The organism is Caulobacter sp. UC70_42 (assembly GCF_044056025.1).
In the GTDB taxonomy this organism is placed as follows: Bacteria; Pseudomonadota; Alphaproteobacteria; order Caulobacterales; family Caulobacteraceae; genus Caulobacter.
This window is the reverse complement of the sequence record NZ_CP171994.1, coordinates 1997317-2017164: the sequence shown is the minus strand read 5'-3', so window position 1 is coordinate 2017164 and position 19848 is coordinate 1997317. Positions and strand designations below refer to the sequence as shown.

General features: G+C 68.0%; 14 protein-coding genes and 4 pseudogenes. 1 reads left to right on the top strand and 17 read right to left on the bottom strand.

Annotation, left to right across the window (positions count from 1 at the left end; genetic code table 11):
- Nucleotides 1-12: 12 nt before the first annotated feature.
- On the top strand, nucleotides 13-498 hold the full coding sequence (locus ACHMW8_RS10145) for a VOC family protein (protein WP_125156893.1): 486 nt from the start codon (nucleotides 13-15) through the stop codon (nucleotides 496-498).
- On the opposite strand, the gene ACHMW8_RS10140 is transcribed toward ACHMW8_RS10145, so the two are convergent.
- From ACHMW8_RS10140 to ACHMW8_RS10060, 17 genes and pseudogenes are all read right to left on the bottom strand, one after another.
- Nucleotides 499-1308, bottom strand: coding sequence for an NAD-dependent epimerase/dehydratase family protein (locus tag ACHMW8_RS10140; RefSeq protein ID WP_395445462.1), 810 nt, complete (start codon nucleotides 1306-1308; stop codon nucleotides 499-501).
- On the bottom strand, nucleotides 1305-2117 hold the full coding sequence (locus ACHMW8_RS10135) for a TauD/TfdA dioxygenase family protein (protein WP_395445461.1): 813 nt from the start codon (nucleotides 2115-2117) through the stop codon (nucleotides 1305-1307). The genes ACHMW8_RS10140 and ACHMW8_RS10135 overlap by 4 nt, the downstream gene beginning before the upstream one ends.
- A gap of 15 nt (nucleotides 2118-2132) precedes the next feature.
- Nucleotides 2133-2573 carry a flavin reductase family protein gene (locus ACHMW8_RS10130; protein WP_395445460.1) on the bottom strand — a complete coding sequence of 147 codons (441 nt, stop codon included), beginning with the start codon at nucleotides 2571-2573 and terminating at the stop codon, nucleotides 2133-2135.
- A gap of 54 nt (nucleotides 2574-2627) precedes the next feature.
- Entirely contained in the window at nucleotides 2628-4013 is a 1386-nt protein-coding gene (locus ACHMW8_RS10125; RefSeq protein WP_395445459.1) for a peptidase M20, read from the bottom strand.
- Nucleotides 4014-4016: 3 nt separating this feature from the next.
- Nucleotides 4017-4661: a cysteine hydrolase gene (locus tag ACHMW8_RS10120; protein ID WP_395445458.1), complete on the bottom strand. Its 645-nt coding sequence runs from the start codon at nucleotides 4659-4661 to the stop codon at nucleotides 4017-4019.
- Nucleotides 4662-4681: 20 nt separating this feature from the next.
- Nucleotides 4682-5746, bottom strand: a complete 1065-nt coding sequence (locus ACHMW8_RS10115) for an LLM class flavin-dependent oxidoreductase (protein ID WP_395445457.1) — start codon at nucleotides 5744-5746, stop codon at nucleotides 4682-4684.
- Nucleotides 5747-5770: 24 nt separating this feature from the next.
- Nucleotides 5771-7075 (bottom strand): CynX/NimT family MFS transporter, encoded by a 1305-nt coding sequence (locus ACHMW8_RS10110; RefSeq protein ID WP_125156900.1) that lies wholly within the window; start codon nucleotides 7073-7075, stop codon nucleotides 5771-5773.
- A gap of 61 nt (nucleotides 7076-7136) precedes the next feature.
- Nucleotides 7137-9551 (bottom strand): TonB-dependent siderophore receptor, encoded by a 2415-nt coding sequence (locus ACHMW8_RS10105; RefSeq protein WP_395445456.1) that lies wholly within the window; start codon nucleotides 9549-9551, stop codon nucleotides 7137-7139.
- Between the two features lie 273 nt (nucleotides 9552-9824).
- Nucleotides 9825-10289 carry a hypothetical protein gene (locus tag ACHMW8_RS10100; protein WP_395446088.1) on the bottom strand — a complete coding sequence of 155 codons (465 nt, stop codon included), beginning with the start codon at nucleotides 10287-10289 and terminating at the stop codon, nucleotides 9825-9827.
- A 22-nt stretch (nucleotides 10290-10311) separates the two neighbouring features.
- A pseudogene (locus tag ACHMW8_RS10095) lies at nucleotides 10312-10641 on the bottom strand (DUF4118 domain-containing protein); the annotation flags it as partial.
- Nucleotides 10642-10805: 164 nt separating this feature from the next.
- Nucleotides 10806-11488, bottom strand: a pseudogene (locus tag ACHMW8_RS10090) (response regulator).
- A 4-nt stretch (nucleotides 11489-11492) separates the two neighbouring features.
- Nucleotides 11493-14196 (bottom strand): annotated as a pseudogene (locus ACHMW8_RS10085) (DUF4118 domain-containing protein).
- Nucleotides 14197-14775, bottom strand: a complete 579-nt coding sequence (gene kdpC, locus ACHMW8_RS10080) for a potassium-transporting ATPase subunit KdpC (RefSeq protein ID WP_395445455.1) — start codon at nucleotides 14773-14775, stop codon at nucleotides 14197-14199. It lies immediately after the preceding pseudogene.
- 12 nt (nucleotides 14776-14787) lie between these two features.
- Complete coding sequence (locus tag ACHMW8_RS10075; RefSeq protein ID WP_395445454.1) at nucleotides 14788-15492, bottom strand: TorF family putative porin; 705 nt, start codon at nucleotides 15490-15492, stop codon at nucleotides 14788-14790.
- 137 nt (nucleotides 15493-15629) lie between these two features.
- Nucleotides 15630-17622, bottom strand: a pseudogene (gene kdpB, locus ACHMW8_RS10070) (potassium-transporting ATPase subunit KdpB).
- A gap of 107 nt (nucleotides 17623-17729) precedes the next feature.
- Nucleotides 17730-19439 carry a potassium-transporting ATPase subunit KdpA gene (gene kdpA, locus ACHMW8_RS10065; protein ID WP_395445453.1) on the bottom strand — a complete coding sequence of 570 codons (1710 nt, stop codon included), beginning with the start codon at nucleotides 19437-19439 and terminating at the stop codon, nucleotides 17730-17732.
- 13 nt (nucleotides 19440-19452) lie between these two features.
- A complete protein-coding gene (locus ACHMW8_RS10060) occupies nucleotides 19453-19545 on the bottom strand; it encodes a potassium-transporting ATPase subunit F (RefSeq protein ID WP_125156908.1) in 93 nt (30 codons plus the stop codon).
- Nucleotides 19546-19848 lie beyond the last annotated feature (303 nt).

Genomic DNA, 19848 nt, shown 5'->3' with positions numbered 1-19848 from the left:
CGAGCGCACGCCTTGACCAACACCCTGATCTTCGTCGACCTGGCCTCCGAAGACCCGTCCGAAGCCGGCGAGTTCTACGCCAAGGTGTTCGGCTGGCAGAACGACGCCCGCCCCGAGGGCGTCTATCACCGCATGGTGCCGGGCGGCTTCTTTAAGAAGCCCGACGGGACCGACAGCGAGATCGGCAACCTGCACCTGGGGATCTTCAAGGCCGCGAACGCCCGCCCCCATCCAGAGCCCGAAGGCGTCGAACCCCGCGCGCTGAGCACCGAAGGCCGCAAGCCACGCGTCTGGGTGCTGATCAGCGACGACGACAGCGCCGACCGCATCCTCGGGACCGCCGAGGACCTGGGCGCGACCGTGCTGTGGAAGAACCACTACTGGAAGGAGTTCAACGGCTACAACCACGCCTTCCGCGACCCCTGGGGCAACGAGATCGTGTTGTGGGGCAAGGCGGGTCCGGATCCGCAGGTGCCAGCGGATTTCACGCGGGAATAGTCAGTCGACGCGCCCGGAATCGCCGACGAAGTCCTTGGCGCAGTACCAGCCGCCCTGGAACGGGGCTGCGGCCGAGGCTTCGGGCGGGCTGGAGGCGATGACCGCCTCCGCCCAGTCCTCGGCGTTGTCGCGGGGTTCATAGCCCAGGAAGGCGACCGCCGAATTGTCCCAGAAGGTCCGCGTATTGGCCGACACGCCGTAGACGGTCGCGTAGCCGAAATCGGGCGCCTCGATCCCGCAACGGACCAGTTCGACCATGTCGCGCGGGCTGATCCACACGGCCAATTGGCGCGCGTCCGACGGCCGCTCGCGATAGGCGCCGATGCGCAGGGAGAGCACCTGCAGGCCGAACTTGTCGGCGTACATCCGGCCCATCGCCTCGCCGAACACCTTGCTGACGCCGTAGTAGCTGTCTGGGCGCGGGACCAGCGTTTCGGCGGTCGGCGTCTCGCGCCGATGGAAACCGGCCGCGTGATGCGACGAGGCGAACAGCACTCGCTTCACGCCCGCGATCCGTGCGGCCTCGAACAGGTTGTGGACGCCGACGATGTTGGCCGGCAGCACCCGCGCCCAGGCGTTGGTCTCGGGCTCGACGGGCACGCCGGCCATGTGGACGACGCAGTCTATCCCGGCCATGGCGGCGACCAGACCGTCGAGATCCAGCAGGTCGACCCGCACGATCTCCTCGCCCGGGCCCGCCACCGATAGCGGCGCGATGTCGGCCAGTCGCATCAGGCCGTAGCGGCCGGCCAGCCCCTCCCGGAGCGCCGAGCCGATACCGCCGGCCGCGCCCAGCAGAAGAACTCTCAAACCGGCTTATCGCCGGCGATCGTCACCCGATAGCCCGTGCGGGTGTCGGGGAAATAGTCCCAGATCGCCTGGTGCCAGGTGCAGCGGTTGTCCCAGAAGGCGACCGAGTTCGGCTTCCAGCGGAAGCGCACCTGAAAGTCCGGATTGCTGGCGTGCTGGTAGAGGAAGTTCAGGATCGCGTTGCTCTCGGCTTTGGACAGGCCGGCGATGTGGGTCGTGTAGGACGGATTGACGAACAGGCTCTTGCGGCCGCTGACCGGGTGGGTGCGCACGATCGGGTGGGTGGAGCAATTGTACTTGCGGTCGATGTCCGGAAAGATCGCCTTGTAGACGGGATTGGCGTCGTGCACCGCCGACAGGCCTTCCAGATAGGCCTTCATCCGGTCCGACAGGGTATCATAGGCCCAGTACATGCTGGCGAAGCAGGTGTCGCCGCCGTCGTCGGGCAGGACCTTCATGTAGAGGATGCTGCCCAGCGGCGGCTCGGGATCGCAGGTCAGGTCCGAGTGCCAGTTCTCGCCCGCCACGAACTTGGAATTGGCGTCGGCGTGGATGGCGACGATCTCGGGGTGGTCGGGCAGGCCCGGCACGCCCGAGTGGATGGCCAGGTTCCCGAACTTGCGGCCGAAGTCCTTGTGGGCGTCGTGCGACATCTCCTGGTCGCGGAAGAAGATCACCTGGTGCTGGGTCAGGGCCTGGTGGATCTCTTCGAACTGACGGTTCGAGAGCGGCTTGCCCAGGTCGACGCCGAAGATCTCCGCGCCGATCCGGCGGGTCATGGGCTTCACGTCGAGCACGTCGTAGGCCATGCGGCGCAACTCCAACTATGCGTTCAGAAAGCCGCCGCGCACGTAGACGAGCGGCGTCTTGGTTTCGTCGGTGATCACGCGCAGCACGCGTCCGACCAGGATCTCGTGATCGCCGCCGTCGTGGGCGTCGCGCAGTTCGCACTCGATGGCCGTCACGCAGCCGGCCAGCAGCGGCGCGCCGCACATCCCGGCCTCGACGGCCGTGAGGGCGAAGCGGTCGTCGGCCCCGCTCTTGGCGAAACGGTAGGCCAGGTCGCCCTGCTCCCGGGCCAGGATGTTGACACAGAAGGTCCCGGCCTGGCTCAGCGCCGCCAGGGTGCGGCTGTCGCGCTTGAGGCAGACCATGATCAGCGGCGGGTCCATCGACACCGAGCTGAAGGCGCTGACCGTCGTGCCGACTAGGCGGCCGTCATGGCAGGTGGTGACCACCGTCACGCCCGCCGCGAAACTGCCCATGGCCCTGCGGAAATCGGCCGGCTCCGGCGCGTGCTGTTCGAGGCGCGGCGCTCATCACGCGTCTCCGAACGGGTTGTCGGGATAGACCGCCGAGGCCGGTCGCCTGGCGGCCTCGTCGGGGCCCGCGCGCCCGCAGATCGCCAGGGCCGTCAGGGCGTAGATGAGAGCGCTGTCGACCAGGTCCTTCGGCGTCGGCCGCCAGCGGCGGAAGCCGGTGGTGATGGCCGGAATCCGCTGCATGTTGAAGACGTTGTGGTCGCGCCACATGCTGGAATAGACCGGATTGGCCAGGGCGACGGGATGGCCGAGGCCCAGCTGGGTGGCCACGTCGACGGCGCCGACCAGAGGGGCCACCTCGGCGGCGTCGGCCTCGAAGCCGTGGCGCACCACGACCGGCTCGATGTCGATGCGGCCGAGGCCCGCCTCGCGAACCATGGCCTCCAGCGCGTGCTGGACGTCGGCCACCCGCTGCTTGGGCGTCAGCCCCACCTCCAGATAGAGGTTCACCAGTTCGGTGCCCGCCCCGAAGGCATAGGGAATGCCGCCCCGGATCGAGGCGATCTGCGACTTGGGCTGGGCCACGCCGCCAGGGCTGTCGTAGCGGCTCTTCTTTTCGTATTCGCCGCTCCAGGCATGGATCGCCTCGGTCAGCTTGCCGATCTTGTAGATCGGGTTGGGGTGCTGGGCCGCCGTGGCCGGATGCTCCAGGAGCGGCGTGAAGACCCCCTCGCCCCAGACCTGGAACCGGAACACCGCATAGCCGCAGCCCACCCAGGTCAGGCCGAAGTCGCAGCCCTCGGCGGCGATGGCGTAGTCGGGCGCGACACCGCCGTGATGGAACAGGTAGTGGGCCCCGATGTCCTTGCCCATATAGGCCACGCCCCGGTGCTCCTCGATCGGCTCGGGGCCGATCTCGCCGGGGCAGGCGGTCAGGTACATCTTGCCGGCCAGCTCATAGCCGGCCTTCTTCAGCGCCTTGGCCGCGATCAGAAAGCAGCTCATCGGCCCGCGGTCGTTGGCGATCGGGTAGCCGTAGAGCTTGCCGTCCTCCAGCCAGCACTTCTCCCACTCGGGATTGGCCAGGGTGTCGGGGCTGTACTTGTAGGCGTTGAGGTCGGGGTTCCAGGTCGGCGCCTCGGTGTCGAGGTGGGCGGTGAAAAGCAGGTTCTTGCCGACACCCTTGCCGCCGTGCGTGCCGATGATGTTGGGTCGCTCAGGCGTCGCCCCGACCTTGCGCGGCGAGAAGCCCTCGCGCGCCATCCAGTCGTGGACGTAGTTGGCGACCTCCAGTTCCTTGCCGGACGGCGCGGGAATGTTGCCCAGGGTCAGGGCCAGCTCGACGATCTCGGCCTCGTCGATGGCGGCGGCGATCGCCGCGCGATCGACCTCGGTGACCTGGTAGGGGGCGCTGGCGCCCAGGCTCGGAAATCCATCGGCCATGGGTCAGACGCTCCAGGCGCGCGCGATCGCGTTCGTGTCGGTCAGGATCGCGCTGTTCAGTTCCATCACCTTCAGCGAGGCGGCGTGGATGTCGGCCTCGTAGGCGGCGCAGGCGTCGGCGGCGACGAAGACGTGATAGTCCAGGCTGAAGGCGTCGCGGACGGTGCTGTCGACGCAGCACTCGGTGGTCAGGCCCGCCACGACCAGGGTGTCGACGCCGAGCGCCTTCAGCCGCGCGTCGAGCTCGGCGCCGCCGAAGCCGCTGTAGCGCGTCTTCTTCACCACCGTCTCGCCCGGCAAGGGCTTGGGGCCGTAGAAGTCCGAGCCGACCTCGCCCTCGCGGCACAGGGCGCTCTCGTTGTCCGGATCGCCGCCGCGACGGCGCATGCGCTCCTTCCAGCTGGGCGAGTCCGTCTCCGGCGATGTGAAAAGGCCAACGAAGATGACCGGAACCCGCGCTTGCCGCGCCGCGTCGACCAGACGCTCGGCGGCGGCCACGGCGGGCTGGACCGCGGCCATGTCGACATACTGGCCCAGCGCGCCGTCGGGCGAGGCGAAGTCCACCTGGATGTCGATGACCAGCACCGCCGTACGCGACGGCGCGATCCAGGCGGCCAACCCCTCCCCGGCCGCAGCGACGGAGGTCACCTCTGGCGAACTCTGGGCATTCACGAGAACACCGCCCGCAGGCCTGGCAGGATCTCGGCGCCGAACATGGTCAGTCCCTCGACATAGTCGGGGAAGATCATCATCAGGCCGTCCAGCTCGCAGTAGCGCAGGAACTCCTCGATCTGGTCGCCGCAGGTCTTGGGCGAACCGACCACGGTGTGGGTCATGAACGCGCCCTGGGCCGCCGCCACGGTCGAGAGCTTCTCGGCCGGCACGCCCCAGCTTTCCAGCATGGCCAGGATGGCGCCCATGTCGGCGCCGCTCTTGTAGTATTCGACCTTGGCCTCGGCGTCCGCGTCGGTCTCGCCGTGGATCACCGTGCACATGGCGAAGGTCTTGATGGTCTTGCCCATGCCCTCGGCCGCCTTCTTGGCCCGCAGCGAGGCGTCACGGCGCTCGTCCGGCGTGCGACCGCCGATGAAGCAGATGTCGGCCTCGCGCACCGAGAACTGGAAGCCCCGATCGCTCATCCCCGCGCAGACGAGGTCCGGACGCGGCTTGGACAACGGCTTGGGCTTGGACTGGCAATCCTTCATCGTGAAGTACTTGCCCTGGAAGTCGACGCTGTCCTCCGACCACAGGCGCTTGACGATGGCGGTCCATTCCTCGGTCAGGGCGTAGCGGTCGTCGTGGGTCATGGAGTCGTCCCACGCCCCCATCTGATCGAACTCGCCCTTGTAGGCGCCGGCGACGATGTTGAGGCCCGCGCGGCCGCCGCTGATGTGGTCGAGGGTGGCGATCATCTTGGCCGCCACCGCCGGGTTCTGGAGCAGCGGATGGATGGTCGCCCAGATCTTCACGTTCTTGGTGGCCTCGGCGATGCCGGCCATCATGGTGACGGACTCCAGGGCCGTGCCCCAGTGGTCGGTCTCGCCGCCGAAGCCGCGGAACTTGCCCATCGACATGACGAAATCCATGCCGACCTCGTCGGCCTTCACGGCCGCCGCGCGGTTCTGCGCATAGAGGCCGTCGAGCGTCGGCGCGGTCTTGGAGATGATCCAGCCGCCGTTGGCGACGGGCAGGAAGACCCCGAAATCCTTGTGCTGGGAAGGACGGTGGAACATGACTTGTCTCCTGATCCCTAAACTCTAGGCGGCGTCGCGCAGCAGGACCGGCGCGGGGGCCGGAACCGGCGCGACCGTAGTCTCATCGACGGCCTTGCGCGGCGGACGCATGAACAGCGCGGCCACGAAGATCACGCCGATCACGGCGGCGAACACTTGGAAGGTCGGCGCGAAGCCGCCCAGTCGGTCTCGCATGAAGCCTCCGATAACGGGGCCAAGGGCCGACACCGCGCCGACCAGGCAGACCATCGAGAAGAGCTCCAGATTGTTCCTACGACCATAATAGTTCAGCAGAAGGATGCTGACGGCCAGCACGGTCATGCCGAAACCGACGCCGACGCCAAGGGCGAAGACCACCATCATCGGCCAAGTCGTGGCCCCGGCCAAGGCCAGCAGGCCGACGGCCATCATCCCCTGCGCGCCCGCCAGCAGCCAGCGCGGATCGACGCGATCTCCCAGCAGGCCGCCGCTCATGCGGGCGGCCACCTGCATCAGGGATTCCAGGCTCAGCGCCGCCACGGCGACGGTGGAGGCCACGCCGAGTTCGCCGAAGTGGCTGGGGGCCAGGCTGACGGCGGTGACCCCGCCCAGCAGGTGGGCGAAATAGGCCGCCAGGATCACGTAGAACTGCGGGGTGCGGATGGCTTCCTTCACCGTCCAGTCGACCGTGGTGCGATAAACGCGGGCGTTGGCGGGCTGGGCGGCGGCCTCCTCGGCCACGGCCTTGTCGGTCTCGACCGCCGCGCTCTCCAGCCAGGCCTTGCCGCCGACCAGGGCCGCGGCCAGGACTCCGACGACCGCCGAGGCGATGGCCTGCCAGGCCCAGTAAGGCCGCCAGGCGCCGCCGGCGATCTCCATGCCGGCCAGGGCCATCCAGGGTCCGACCACGCCCCCCAGCGAACCGATCGTGAAGTAGATCCCGAACGGCAGGGCGCGCTTCTTGAACAGCATCGACAGCAGGTGCGTGCCGGGAATCAGCGCCATCATCTGGTAGCCGACGCCCAGCAGCGCCGTACCGGTTAGATAAACCGGCAGGCCGTGGGCCATCGTCAGGCAGAGGAAGCCGGCGATCATCACGGCCGAGCCGGCGATGATCGTGGCCCGCACGCCGATCTTGCGGATCAGCAGGGCCGGCAGCCAGGACGAGCCGCCGCAGAAGGCGCCGAGCAAGGTGAAGCCCAGGAAGGCCGAGGCGAAGCTCCAGTGCTGCTCCTTGATCATGGCGGGCAACACCACGCCCAACGACGAGAACGTCGAGGCGGTGATCAGGAACAGCAGAAGGGAAAGAGCGCCCAGGAGGGTCCAGGAGCGCCATTGGATCGTCGACATCGCCATCGAGCCTCCGTGCAAGCTCGCGGCGCGTCCCTCGCGAGACGCGCCGCGCGGGGAACTAGAATTTCCGGGACAGGGTCACGCGCCACTCGCGGCCCTTGCTGGGCAGCGCGCCAAGGTTGGCGTAGCTGTCCGCGTCGGGCGTGAAGTAGAGCTTGTCGAACAGGTTATCGACATTGAGCGTGGCCGTGTACGGACCGTATTCGTAATAGACGCTGCCGCTGGCCAGCCAGTAGGCGGGATAGGTCACGGCGTTCTGGACGGTGCCCGCCGTCTTGGTCACGTGGGTGACGCCCAGCGTGCCGCCCACCTTGCCCCAGTCGTGGTCGTCGCTGGTGTAGGCGCCATAGAGGCTGACCACCGACTTCGGGATCAGGGTGTAGTCATAGTCGCCCGAGCGGCCCGGCAGGCTGCTGAACGCCCAGACCACATAGGTGCCGCCATAGGCCTGGGCGCCCGGCACGCCGGCGGTGTAGGCCGGGATGTACTGGAACGAGTTGTCGGGCCCCTTCACGGTCGTGTGCTGGGTGTTGCCCGAGAAGGTGAAGCTGAAGTTCTCGCTGGCCAGCCAGCGCACTTCCAGCTCCACGCCCTTGGCGCGCGTGCCGGTCGGGGTGCCGGTGATGCCGGTCAGCTGGGTGCGGTTCTGGCGATACCCCGCCAGCGAGCCGACCAGCGTGCCCTTCAGCCACTGGAACTTGAAACCGGCTTCAGCCAGGTCGCTGTTGGACAGCCAGGCGTCGCTGGGATCGGCCACCAGGCCCGGCGCGATATCGCCCGCCTGGCTCATCTCCAGGGCCGAGGCCTTGGCGTAGGTGATATAAGGCATGACGCCGCCCGGAGCCTTGTAGGTCGCGCTGGCGCTGTAGGTGAACTTGCCCTTGCTAGCCTTCTGCTGGCCGGCGATCTGGTAGCTGAGATAGCCCGTGTCGTTCGACTTGACGTCGTAGTCGTCGTAACGGCCGCCCAGCATCAGGTTCAGCTTCTCGCCGACCATGATGTCGGTCATCGCGAAGACGCCCGCCTGCTGCCACTCGCTCTTGTTGTCGTTCTCCCAAAGCAGGCCCTGCACCCCGGCGCCGGTCTCGGTCGAGAACGGGCTGTCGATGATGTCGGTGGGCGTCGCGCCGAAGCTGATGTCGCGACGGTCGAGAGCGATCAGGCCGCTGTTGTAACTCTCCCGGCGGCGGCCCTCGAAGCTGCGATAGGAGGCGCCGACGAACGACTTGGAGGTGATGATCCCGGTATCGTAGGCGAAGTTGTAGGTCGCGCGCGCTTCCCACACCTTGCTGTCGAACCAGGCCGGATAGCCGTAGCTGACGAAGCGCTTGTTCTCCTGGTCGTCGTAGAACAGCTGCAGCTTCAGAGCGCTGTCCGGCGTCAGCTCCTTGGCCAGGTCGAAGTAGAAGGTGTTGGTGTTGGTCTTCGAAAAGTCCGCCCCGCTGATATAGACCGTGCGCGGATCCAGCTTGGTCGTGCCGACGCCGGTGTCCAGGGTGTGCAGATCGTTGGTCGACGGGAAGCCGTAATAGGCCAGGTACGTGGCGCTGGAGTACGGGTAGAATCCGATCTCGTTGGGCGTCAGACGGCCGTTGCCATCCGTGTCCTTCAGCGTCGTGTCGCGGCCGGTGATGTAGGTCTGGTTGTCGATCAGGTTCTGGGTCAGGCGGTTCCAGCCGGGCGTCTGAACGTCGCCGTCGGAGTGGTAGAGCATGCCGCCAAAGGCCGTCGTCCAGCCGTTGCCCAGGTCGAAGTCGGCCGAGACCTCGCCGGTCTGCCGGCGCGGATAGATCCCCTTGTAATAGCTGTGGGAGTCCTCGACCTCGCCATAGAAGTAGATTCCGCCGGTGACCGCGCCGAAATTGGCCGGCAGGCCCAGCTGGGCGGTCGCGTTCTTCTTGTTGTACGAGCCATAGGTCAGGGTGACCTCGCCGGTCGGCTCGGTCAGATAGCCGCCCTCGTTGCGGCCCGACTTCGGAATGAAGTTGAGCATCCCGCCCACCTTGCCCGAGCCGTAGATCGGCGTCGGCGGGCCGCGCACGATCTGGATCTGGTCGGCCGCGCCGATCGGGGTCGAGTAGGTCCCGCGGTTCTCGATGCGCTTGAAGCCGCGGAAATAGTTCTCGGCCAGGGTGCCGCGAATGTTCAGCGCGCCAGGCACGCCGTAGAAGCTGGCCGTGTAGGTGCCGGGCGAGACGGCGGTCAGGCCGTCGATCGTCTCGATGCCATAGCGCTGCAGCGTCACGTCGCTGACGAAGCTGGCCGAGCGTGGCGTTTCCAGCAGCGGCTTGTCGATGCCGAAGACGGTGTTGTTGGGCTGCTTCTCGAGCAACCCGGCCTTGTCACGCGCCTTGACGATCACCTCGTCGACGGTGTCGGACGGCGTGGTGGTTTCGTCAGCGAAAGCAGCCTGCGTCTGCGCCAGCAGGACTAGGGCGGAACAACCCGCCATCAGTAGCCGATAGGTCGACATGCGGTCCTCATTCGAGGCCGTCGCGCCCACCGCCTGCGGCGGTTATCCCCAGGTCGACGCCTCGGAACGATCATCCGCCGGTCCTGGCCGTCATCGAGGTCTGGCGCGTGACATTTCACTGAAAATGTCGCGCTCGCATGGATGTTGAGCCATCCGCGCGCTTAAAGACCGCTCGCTGACCGGGAAACTTGCTTGAAGGCGAACCACACGGGCCCTAAAGCGTCCACCCGTTGATGTGTCCAGCCGCCGCGGCGCGCCAGCTCCGCCCTTCGGCTAAGCCTTGGATTGGACCACGCCCGCCAGCAAATAGACGCCGACCAGTTCGACGTAGCGCTCGGCCTCCGCGCGCGCCTGTTCGCGGGGGCGGTCTTCGACGCCCAGCACCGCGGCCGGCCCTCCCGACGTCTGGACGGGCCAGAAGTCGAACCGCGCCGCGTCGAACGGGAAGGACTGCGCGCGGGTCGGCAGACCATTTTGCAGAGCCCAGCGCGCCGCCTCCTCATCGGCCTTGGAGAGCTTGGCCGCGTCCGTGCTGGCCCGGGCGCCGAGATCGCCGTCGCGCGCGATTGCGACGATCGCCGGCGCCTCGAAAATGCGGCTCAGGGTTTCGGCGGCCGCGACCGTGATCGCCGAGCGGGGCGCGCCCTCCACCACCTTGTGCGCCAGGCTCCTCAACGCCTCTGCGCGGCGCGCCTCGCGTTCGGCGTCGAGTTCCGCGACGGCGCGAGCGCGCGGCAAGGCCGCTGGTCAAGACGGCGACGAGACCCAGAAGGGCTATCGCCCAGAGATCCGTCGGCGAGGCGACCGCCAAGGAATAGCGCGGAGTGACGAAGAACAGGTCGAACGCCGCGACCGAGGCGATGACCGAGAGCAATGCCGCGCCCAGATCATAGGCGATCGCGATCACCAGCACGGGAATGACGAAGACCAGCGCCAGGTTCGGCGCGGCGATGATGTGTTCGGCGAGGAAGGCGAAGATCGAAGCCAGCCCCACGGCGAGCAGCGCCACGACATAGCCCAGGAGCGAGCCTGGGCGGGCGGCGAGCGCCGGCGCTGACGGCGATGGGGACAGCGGCGTTTGAAGATCCATCGACTTGCTGAGCATCGGAGGCGTCCTGAAGGCCAACAAAACAAGAGCCTACGGCCGTTGCGCATAAAGGATCGATATGGATTTCGGCCCCCCCTCGCGCCAATGCAGCCCTTATGTCGGCCGGGCCTGCTCGCGGGGTCCCCGGCGGCGGGCCCGCCGGTCGGTCACGGGCTGTAGAAGCGGTAGCCCACGCCCGCTTCGGTCAAGATCAGCTTGGGATGGGCCGGGTCCGTTTCGAGCTTCTGACGCAGCTGGCCGATAAACACCGCAGATATTGCGTGTCGTGCACATGCGCGGGTCCCCAGACCGAGACCAGCAGCTCCTTGTGGGTCAGCACCTTGCCGTGGCCCTGGGCCAGCCTCGACAGCAGGTCGTATTCGCGCGGCGACACCTTGACGATCTCGCCATCCCGCCTGACAAGCCGGCGCTCCAGGTCGATCTCGACCCCGCCCGCCCGGATCACAGTCTCACCGCCGGGGAAACGCTGGCGTTGGCGCAGCGCCACGCGCAGGCGCGCCAGCAGCTCGCCCACGCCGAAGGGCTTTTCCACATAGTCATTGGCGCCGCGGTCGAGCGAGTCGATCTTCTCGATCTCGCGGTCGCGGGCCGAGAGGATGATGATGGGTCCGTCGTAGAACGCTCTCGCCTGTTCCAGGACCGCCTTGCCGTCCATGTCAGGCAGGCCAAGATCGAGCACGACCGCGTCCGGCGACCAGACCGCGATCCCCTTCAGGCCCGAGGCGCCGTCGTCGGCGCGAAGAGGATCGTAGCCGGCGGCGGTCAGCGCCGGCGCCAGGAAGCGATGGATTTGCGGCTCGTCGTCGACGATCAGAATACGCGGACGCATGGTCTCACAGCAGATTGTGATGGGTAGGCATGGCCTTGGGCAGGCTGATCAGCATCCGTGTGCCCTTCCCGTCGTGAATGGGACTGGCGGCGGCGATGCGGCCGCCCATCGCGTCGATGAACCCCTTGGCGATGGAGAGCCCCAGGCCCACCCCCTGGGTGCGATCGGTGGGTTCTTCCAGGCGCTGAAACTTGTCGAAGACGCGTTCGAGCTCGGCCGGCGGGATGCCCCTGCCCTCGTCCTCGATGCTGATCACGACATTGCCCCGGTCCTCGTAGGCGGCCATCTCGATCGCAGCCCCTGGCGGGCTGTAGGCGATGGCGTTCTCGAGGATATTGACCACCACCTGCTCGAGCAGGCTGGCGTCGGCCTGGACAAGCGTTAGGTCGGTCGGAAAGTCCCGGGTCAAGGCGCGACCGCCAAGACGTCGCGAGACCCGTTCGGCGGCGGCCGCCAGGACGTCGCGCACGTCGATCCAGTCGGTCCGCAGGCGCAGGGCGCCGCCCTCGAGCCGCGTCATGTCGAGAAGGTTGCCGACATAACGATTGAGACGTTCGGCCTCCTCGCCGATGCTGACCAGGAGGTCGTCGCGCGTATCGGAATCCATCGCCTTGCCGTAGCTCAGCAGGGTCGAGGACGCGCCCAGCACGGTCGAGAGTGGGGTGCGAAGATCGTGGCTTATCGAGCTGAGCAAGGCCGAGCGGAAACGATCGGCGCGCCGAAGGCTTTCTGTCTCGACGGCCTCGGCGGCGAGCTCGGCGCGCTCCAAGGCGGTGGCGCCCTGGTCGAGGAGGCCCAGGACCAGACGCTCCTCGTCGGATCCCGAAGCCATCGCCCCCGCCTCAACACCGGCGACACCGATCCGGCCGCGCGCGCCCTGCATGGGCCAGAAGGTCCAGGCCGTGTGCGGCAAGGTGCTGGTGCCGGCGCCGGCGGCCTCGCCCTTCTCCCACGCCCAACGCGCCGCAGCCATGGGCGCGGCCTGCAGCGGCTCGAGGCTCGGCGCCCCGGCGGCGGGTTCCAGTTCGCCGTCGCGCGACAGCAGGACGATGGCGCGCGCGCCGGCGGCGGCGGCGACCTGTTCGGCGAGCGCGCGCGCCACGGGCTCCCGCGCGGAAGCGCCCGACAGGGTGCGGGCGGCGGCTAGGAGGGTGGAGACGGCGGCGGCGCGGCGTTGCGAGCCTCGCGCCTGATCCCGCACCCGCCCCGCCAAGCCGCCGGTCGCCAAGGCCACGGCCCAGAACACGAAGAGCGTCAGGAAATCCGTCGGCGCCCCGATCTGGAAGCTGTAGCGCGGCGCGAGGAAGAAATAGTTGTAGACGAGGAACGCCACCGTCGCCGCCGCCAGGGCTGGCCTCAGGCCATGCAGCACGCCCGCCGCCAGGACGGCGGCCAGGAAGATCATCCCCAGGTCCACGCGGTCGAAAGCCGTGTCCAATCCCCAGGCCGCGAGCGTGGCGATGGCCACAAAACCCGCGCCGGTCAGATAGGCCTTCCAGTTGTCCCAGGCGAAAGGCTCCCTCTTGACCGCAGGGACATCCGTCGTATCGCGGACGGCCTCGGTGACGACGTGGATCGCCGCGCCCCTGGCCTCGCGCAGCAGGGCGGCGGCGAGGGAGCGCCCCAGTCGTTCGCGCCAGTTGCGCTCTACGGTCTTGCCGATGACGATCTGGGTGACGTTGTTGCGCCGCGCGTAGGCCATGACCGTGGCGACGATGTCATGGCCGTTCAACGCCACCGTGAGCCCGCCAAGCTGCTCGGCGAGCTTGAGCGCCTCGCGCAGGCGCGCGCTCCAGCGCGCCGGCGGCGGGGCGCGGTCGGTGCGCTCGACGTGGGCCACGGTCCACGGCGCGTCCATCATCATGTCGGAGAGCCGGCGGCCGGCCCGCACGAGCGTGTTGGACATCGGGTCGCCGCTGACCAGCACCAGAAATCCGCTCGCCCGCCGCCCAGGGCCCCTCGAACGCCCTTCTCGCGCATGGCGGCGACCAGTTGGTCGTCGACGGTCTGGGCCGCGCGCCGCAGGGCCAGTTCGCGCAGGGCGGTGAGGTTCTCGACCTTGAAGAAGTTGTCGGCCGCCAGGCGCGCGGTCTCGGGCACATAGACCTTGCCCGCCGCCATCCGCTCGCGCAGTTCGTCGGGCGTGATGTCCACCAGTTCGATGTCGTCGGCCCGCGACAGGGCGCTGTCGGGCACCGTCTCGCGCTGCTGCACGCCGGTGATGCGCAGAACGACGTCGACCAGGCTCTCCAGGTGCTGGACGTTCAGGGTGGTCCAGACATCGATCCCCGCGGCCAGCAGTTCCTCGACGTCCTGCCAGCGCTTGGGGTGACGCGAGCCCGGCGCGTTGGAATGGGCGTACTCGTCGACCAGCAGCACCTTGGGCTTGCGAGCCAGGGCCGCGTCGATATCGAACTCCAGATAGGCGCGGCCGCGATGCTCGATCGGCTTGCGCGGCAGGACGTCCATGCCTCGCAACAGGCTCTCGGTTTCGCGTCGTCCGTGGGTCTCGACGACGCCGATCAGGACGTCGACGCCCTCGGCCTTGCGGCGGCGAGCCGCGCGCAGCATCTCGTAGGTCTTGCCCACGCCCGGGGCCATGCCCAGAAACACCTTGAGGCGCCCCGGCCCGCCTTGTTGGCGGCGGCCAGGAGCGCCTCGGGATCGGGACGCCCAGGTTCGGTGTGGGAGCGATCCTCGGTCGGCAACTAACCGTCCTTCGGGAAACGCGCGTCGAGCGCCCGGTTGACGGCCAGCACGTTCACCGCCGGCTGGCCGATAAAGCCCAGTAGCGGCGCTTTGGTGTGGGCGTCAATCACGGCCAGGACCTCGCCGACGGGCACGCCGCGGGCCTTGGCGACACGCGGAGCCTGGAACCGGGCGTTGGCCGGCGAGACGTCCGGATCCAGGCCCGAGCCCGAGGTGGTGACCGCGTCGGCCGGGATCGCCACGCCGGGGTTTTCGACCCGCAGCGCCGCGGCGTCGGTCTTCTCGCGCTCGATCAGCTTGTCGTTCAGCGGGCCCATGTTGGAGCCGCTGGACGCCGAGGCGTCATAGCCGTTGCCGGCCGCGGAGGGACGCGGGTGCAGATATTCGGGCTTGGCGAAACCCTGGGCGATCAGAGAGGAACCGATCACCGTCCCCTTGGCGTCCTTGACTAGGCTGCCGTTGGCCTGGGCCGGGAACGCCGCCTGGGCCACCCCGGTCACGGCCAGGGGGTAGGCCAGGCCCAGCAGTCCCATGAACAGGACGCTGGAGACGATGGCCGGACGAAGATGCGAGAGCATGATGGCGTCTCCTTAGAAGGCGGCCTTCAGCGAGATCACGGCGCGGCTGCCGTAGATCTTGCCGAAGCTGTGTTCGTCGGTGTCGTGGTAGCGCAGGTCGAGCGTCAGCGTGCTGTTCAGGGCGTAGGCCGCGCCGACGTTCCAGGTCGTGTAATCGCCCGAGCCCTTGTAGGTCTGGCGGCCAACGGCGGCCGAGACCGACAGCTTGTCGACCACCGGATAGCTGCCGTTGAGCTCGTAATAGACGGCCTCGTCGGCCGCGCCGAAGCTGTCGGGGCTGTAGAACACGGCCGCGCCCAGGGCGCCCTTGCCGGCCGGGATCGAGCCGGCGGCCTTGAACTCGACATTGCCGTAGTCGGCGCCCTTCGGCGCGCCGACATAACCGTAATAGATCACGCCGAAATCCAGCGAGGCCGCGCCCAGGGTCGGCTTGTAGCCGGCGTAGAGGTCGACCTCTGCATCGGTCTTGTCCCCGAAGTCGACGTTAGAAGCCCAGGTCCCGGCGTAGAACTTGCCGGCGGCCAGATCGACACCGCCGAACACCTGCGGATCTTCCTGGGTCTGCGAGACACCGCGGAACACGTAGTCCGAGGCGGCGCCGACATTGTAGCTGAGGGTGAAGGGCTTCTGAGCCGCGTCCTGGGCCGAGGCGCCTCCGGCCGAGAGGGCCAGGGCGCCGGTGGCGGCGATCAGGGCGGGGAAAGCAAACTTCGTCATGGCAGTCGTTCTTTCAGAACAGGATAGAGTGTGTTGAGGCTACGCGGAGGCGTAAGCCGCCAGGAAAACCAGCCCGATCGCCACGATCCCGAAGATCAGGTCCCTGACCATTGGATTTGGGACGATCGGGCCGCGCATCAGGCCCATCCCAGGGTCGAGACGATCAGGTCGATCAGCTTGATGCCGGCGAACGGGGCCACGAGGCCACCCAGGCCGTAGACCATCAGGTTGCGCGACAGGAGCTTGCCCGCGCCGATGGCGCGATACTTCACGCCCTTCAGGGCCAGGGGGGATCAGAGCGACGATCACCAGGGCGTTGAAGATCACCGCCGACAGGATCGCGCTCTGCGGGCTGTGCAGCTTCATCACGTTCAGGGCGCCGAGCGCCGGCAGCGAGACCACGAACATCGCCGGGATGATGGCGAAGTACTTGGCCACGTCGTTGGCGATGGAGAAGGTGGTCAGGGCGCCGCGGGTGATCAGCATCTGCTTGCCGACCTCGACGATCTCGATGACCTTGGTCGGGTCGCTGTCGAGATCGACCATGTTGCCGGCCTCGCGCGCGGCCTGGGCGCCGGTCTGCATGGCCACGCCGACGTCGGCCTGGGCCAGGGCGGGGGCGTCGTTGGCGCCGTCGCCGCACATGGCCACCAGGCGTCCCTTGCCCTGCTCTTCCCGGATCAGCCGCAGCTTGTCCTCCGGCGTGGCCTCGGCCAGGAAGTCGTCGACGCCGGCCTCGGAGGCGATGGCCGCCGCGGTGACCGGATTGTCGCCGGTGATCATCACGGTGCGCAGGCCCATGCGGCGCAGGTCGGCGAAGCGTTCCTTGACGTTCGGCTTGACCACGTCCTTCAGGTGGATGACCCCGACCAGGACGCCATTCTCGCTGACGGCCAGCGGCGTGCCGCCCGAGCGGGCGATGCGATCGACGGCGGCGGTGACCTCCGCCGGAACCATCTTCGGATCCAGCGCCAGGCTCCGATAGACCGCGTCGACCGCGCCCTTGCGCCAGGACATGCCATTGGCGTCCAGGCCCGACTGGCGGGTGGTGGCGCTGAAGGCGATCGACGTGGCGTTCTGCGGCGCCTCGATGACGATCCCCTGGTTGCGGCCCAGTTCGACGATCGAGCGGCCTTCCGGGGTTTCGTCGGCCAGCGAGGCGCTGATGGCGGCGCGCAGCGCTGCTTCCGGACGCACGCCGGGGGCGGCGATCACTTCGGTGGCCATGCGGTTGCCGAAGGTGATGGTGCCGGTCTTGTCCAGCAGCAGGGTGTCGACGTCGCCAGCGGCCTCCACGGCGCGGCCCGAGGTGGCTAGCACGTTGTGCTTCATCAGCCGGTCCATGCCGGCGATGCCGACGGCGGACAGCAGACCGCCGATCGTGGTCGGGATCAGCGTGATGAACAGCGCGCCCAGCACGATCGGGTCCAGATTGACGCCCGAGAACTTGCCCAGGCCCAGCAGGGTGACGACCGCGATCAGGAAGATCAGGGTCAGGCCCGCGAGCAGCACGGCCAGGGCGATCTCATTCGGCGTCTTGCGACGGTCCGCGCCCTCGACCATGGCGATCATGCGGTCCAGGAACGTCGAGCCCGGCTGGGCGGTGACACGGACCTTGATCCAGTCCGAGACCACCGTGGTGCCGCCGGTGACGGCCGAGCGATCGCCGCCGCTTTCGCGGATGACCGGCGCGCTCTCGCCGGTGATGGCGGCCTCGTTGACGCTGGCCATGCCTTCGACGATTTCGCCATCGGTCGGGACGACGTCGCCGGCCTCGATCAGGATCAGCGAACCGGGGACCAGCTTGTGGGCCGGGGTCGGGGTGACGGCGCCGGTGGCTTCGTCGGTGATCAGCTTGGCGTTGGTAGTGACCCGGGTGGCGCGCAGGCTGTCGGCCGCGGCCTTGCCCCGGCCCTCGGCGACGCTTTCGGCCAGGTTGGCGAATAGCACGGTGGCCCATAGCCAGCCGGCGATCTGAATGGCGAAGCCGGCGGATTGATGGCTGGCGACCGCCGCGACGGCAGAGACCGTCGACAGCAAAGCCACGATCCAGGTGGCGAAGATCACCGGATTGCCGGTCAACTTGCGCGGGTCCAGCTTGACGAAGGCGTCCTTGGCCGCCCGGGTCATGATGGCCGGAGAGAGCCCGCCCGCCAGGGCGCCGGCCTTGCGCCGGCCCTCCCGGCGCCGTTCCCCATGGGGATTCAATGGTGGTCATGATGTAATCGCCTTTGCGATTAGTGGCCGGCGGTCACGGCGAGCACTTGGAAGTGCTCGACGATCGGACCGAGGGCCAAAGCAGGGAAGAATTGCAGGCCGCCCAGGATCAGGATCACCCCGACCAGCAGGCCGACGAACAGGCCGCCGTGCGTCGGCAGGGTCCCGGCCGACGGCGCCAGCTTGGGCTTGGCGACCAGTGAGCCCGCCATGGCCAGGATGGCCACGATCGGCAGGAAGCGGCCCAGAGCCATGGCCACGCCGAGGGTGGCGTCCCACCAGGGCGCGTTGGCGGTCAGACCGGCGAAGGCCGAGCCGTTGTTGGCCGTGGCCGAGGTGTAGGCGTAGAGGATCTCCGACATTCCGTGGGGACCGCTGTGCATCAGGCCCTTCAGCGCCTCGGGCAGCACCGCGGCGATGGCCGAGAAGCCCAAGGTGGCGACCGGGATGGCCAGGACGGCCAGGATCGACAACTGCACTTCGCGGGCTTCGATCTTCTTGCCCAGGTACTCCGGCGTGCGACCGACCATCAGACCGGCGACGAAGACCGAAAGGATGGCCATGACCACCATGACCGCGATGCCCGAGCCGATGCCGCCCGGCAGGATCTCACCCAGGTGCATCAGGAACATCGCCATGCCGCCGCCCAGCGGCATCAGGCTGGAGTGCATGCCGTTGACCGAACCGTTCGAGGCGCCGGTCGTGGCGGCGGCCCAGGCGGCTGTGGCCGGCGCGCCAAAGCGCACTTCCTTGCCTTCCATGTTGACGGCGGTCTCCACGCCGGCGGCCTGTTGGGCCGGCGGGGTCATGGTCTCGGTGGCGTAGATCGTCGCCGCGCCGGCGAACAGCAGCACGGCGGCCGCCAGGACCAGGGCGCGGACGTCCTTCTTGGCCAGGACCGAGCGGCCGAAGGCGAAGAAGGCCGCCCAGCCCAGCACGTTGATGGAGATCGCCGTGATCAGGTTGGTCAGCGGCGTCGGGTTCTCGAACGGGTGCGCCGAATTGACGTTGAAGACGCCGCCGCCGTTGATGCCCAGCATCTTGATGGCTTCCTGCGACGCCACGGCGTAGAGCGAGATCTTCTGCTCGGCGCCTTCCATGGTGTGGGCGATCACGCCCGCCGACAGGGTCTGGGGCAGGCCCAGGGCGACCAGCAGCACGGCCACGACGAACGAGATCGGCAGCAGCACATAGAGCGTGGTGCGGACCAGGTCGGCCCAGAAATTGCCGACGCCCTCGCCGCGGTTGGCCGTGAAGGCGCGAGCAAGCGCGGCGGCCACGGTCGCGCCGGTGGCGGCGGAAACGAAGTTCTGGGTCGTCAGCACCAGCATCTGGCTGAGCGTCGACATGGTCGTCTCGCCCCCATAGCTCTGCCAGTTGGTGTTGGTGACGAAACTGATCGCCGTGTTGAACGACAGGTGCTCCGACAGACCCGGAAAGCCTTGCGGGTTCAGCGGCAGCACGCCCTGCAGGCGAAGCACCGCGTAGACGAAGAGAAAGCCGAAAAGGTTGAACGCCAGCAGCGCGCCGGCGTAGCTCCACCAGGTCTGGTTCTTCTTCGCGTCCACCCCGCACGCGGCATAGAAGAACCTCTCGACCGGCCGCATTACCGGGTCGAGCCAAGTGCGCTCGCCGTTCCAGACGCGAGACATATAGACGCCCAGCGGCCAGCCGATCGCGACCGCCAAGCCGAGCGTCAGGGCGATTTCCGCCCAACCTTGCCAATTCATGGGATGTGATCCGTCAGAACTTGTCCGGCCGCAGCATCGCCACGACCATGTAGACCGCGACGACGATCGCCCCGGCTCCCCAAAGCGCGCTCACCAGCATGGTCATAGGCGCCTCAACGCGGCGGCGAAGGCGGCGAAGGCCACGAACAGCCCCGTCCCCAGCGCCAGGAAGATAAGATCGGCCATGACAGCCTCCTGCTAAGTTGCGCGGAACAGACCATGGAGGCGCGTAAGGGCTCCATTCGGGAATCTGGAGCCGCGCATAAGCGCCGCATAAAGGCCGGGGACTTGCGCCGGCTCATGCCGATCCCGCCAAACCGTCTGACTTCGTATGGAGCGCTCACGGCCGTCGGCGGGATGCTGAAGGGGCCTGGAGCGCCAGGGGCCCTACCGACCGGAGGTCAGCGCC

Coding starts and splice junctions, on each gene's coding strand:
- kdpC (WP_395445455.1), bottom strand. CDS start 14,775: ATGCTCTCGCATCTTCGTCCGGCCATCGTCTCCAGCGTCCTGTTCATG.
- kdpA (WP_395445453.1), bottom strand. CDS start 19,439: ATGAATTGGCAAGGTTGGGCGGAAATCGCCCTGACGCTCGGCTTGGCG.
- ACHMW8_RS10105 (WP_395445456.1), bottom strand. CDS start 9,551: ATGTCGACCTATCGGCTACTGATGGCGGGTTGTTCCGCCCTAGTCCTG.
- ACHMW8_RS10130 (WP_395445460.1), bottom strand. CDS start 2,573: ATGGGCAGTTTCGCGGCGGGCGTGACGGTGGTCACCACCTGCCATGAC.
- ACHMW8_RS10125 (WP_395445459.1), bottom strand. CDS start 4,013: ATGGCCGATGGATTTCCGAGCCTGGGCGCCAGCGCCCCCTACCAGGTC.
- ACHMW8_RS10110 (WP_125156900.1), bottom strand. CDS start 7,075: ATGTCGACGATCCAATGGCGCTCCTGGACCCTCCTGGGCGCTCTTTCC.
- ACHMW8_RS10115 (WP_395445457.1), bottom strand. CDS start 5,746: ATGTTCCACCGTCCTTCCCAGCACAAGGATTTCGGGGTCTTCCTGCCC.
- ACHMW8_RS10060 (WP_125156908.1), bottom strand. CDS start 19,545: ATGACCATGCTGGTGAGCGCGCTTTGGGGAGCCGGGGCGATCGTCGTC.
- ACHMW8_RS10075 (WP_395445454.1), bottom strand. CDS start 15,492: ATGACGAAGTTTGCTTTCCCCGCCCTGATCGCCGCCACCGGCGCCCTG.
- ACHMW8_RS10135 (WP_395445461.1), bottom strand. CDS start 2,117: ATGGCCTACGACGTGCTCGACGTGAAGCCCATGACCCGCCGGATCGGC.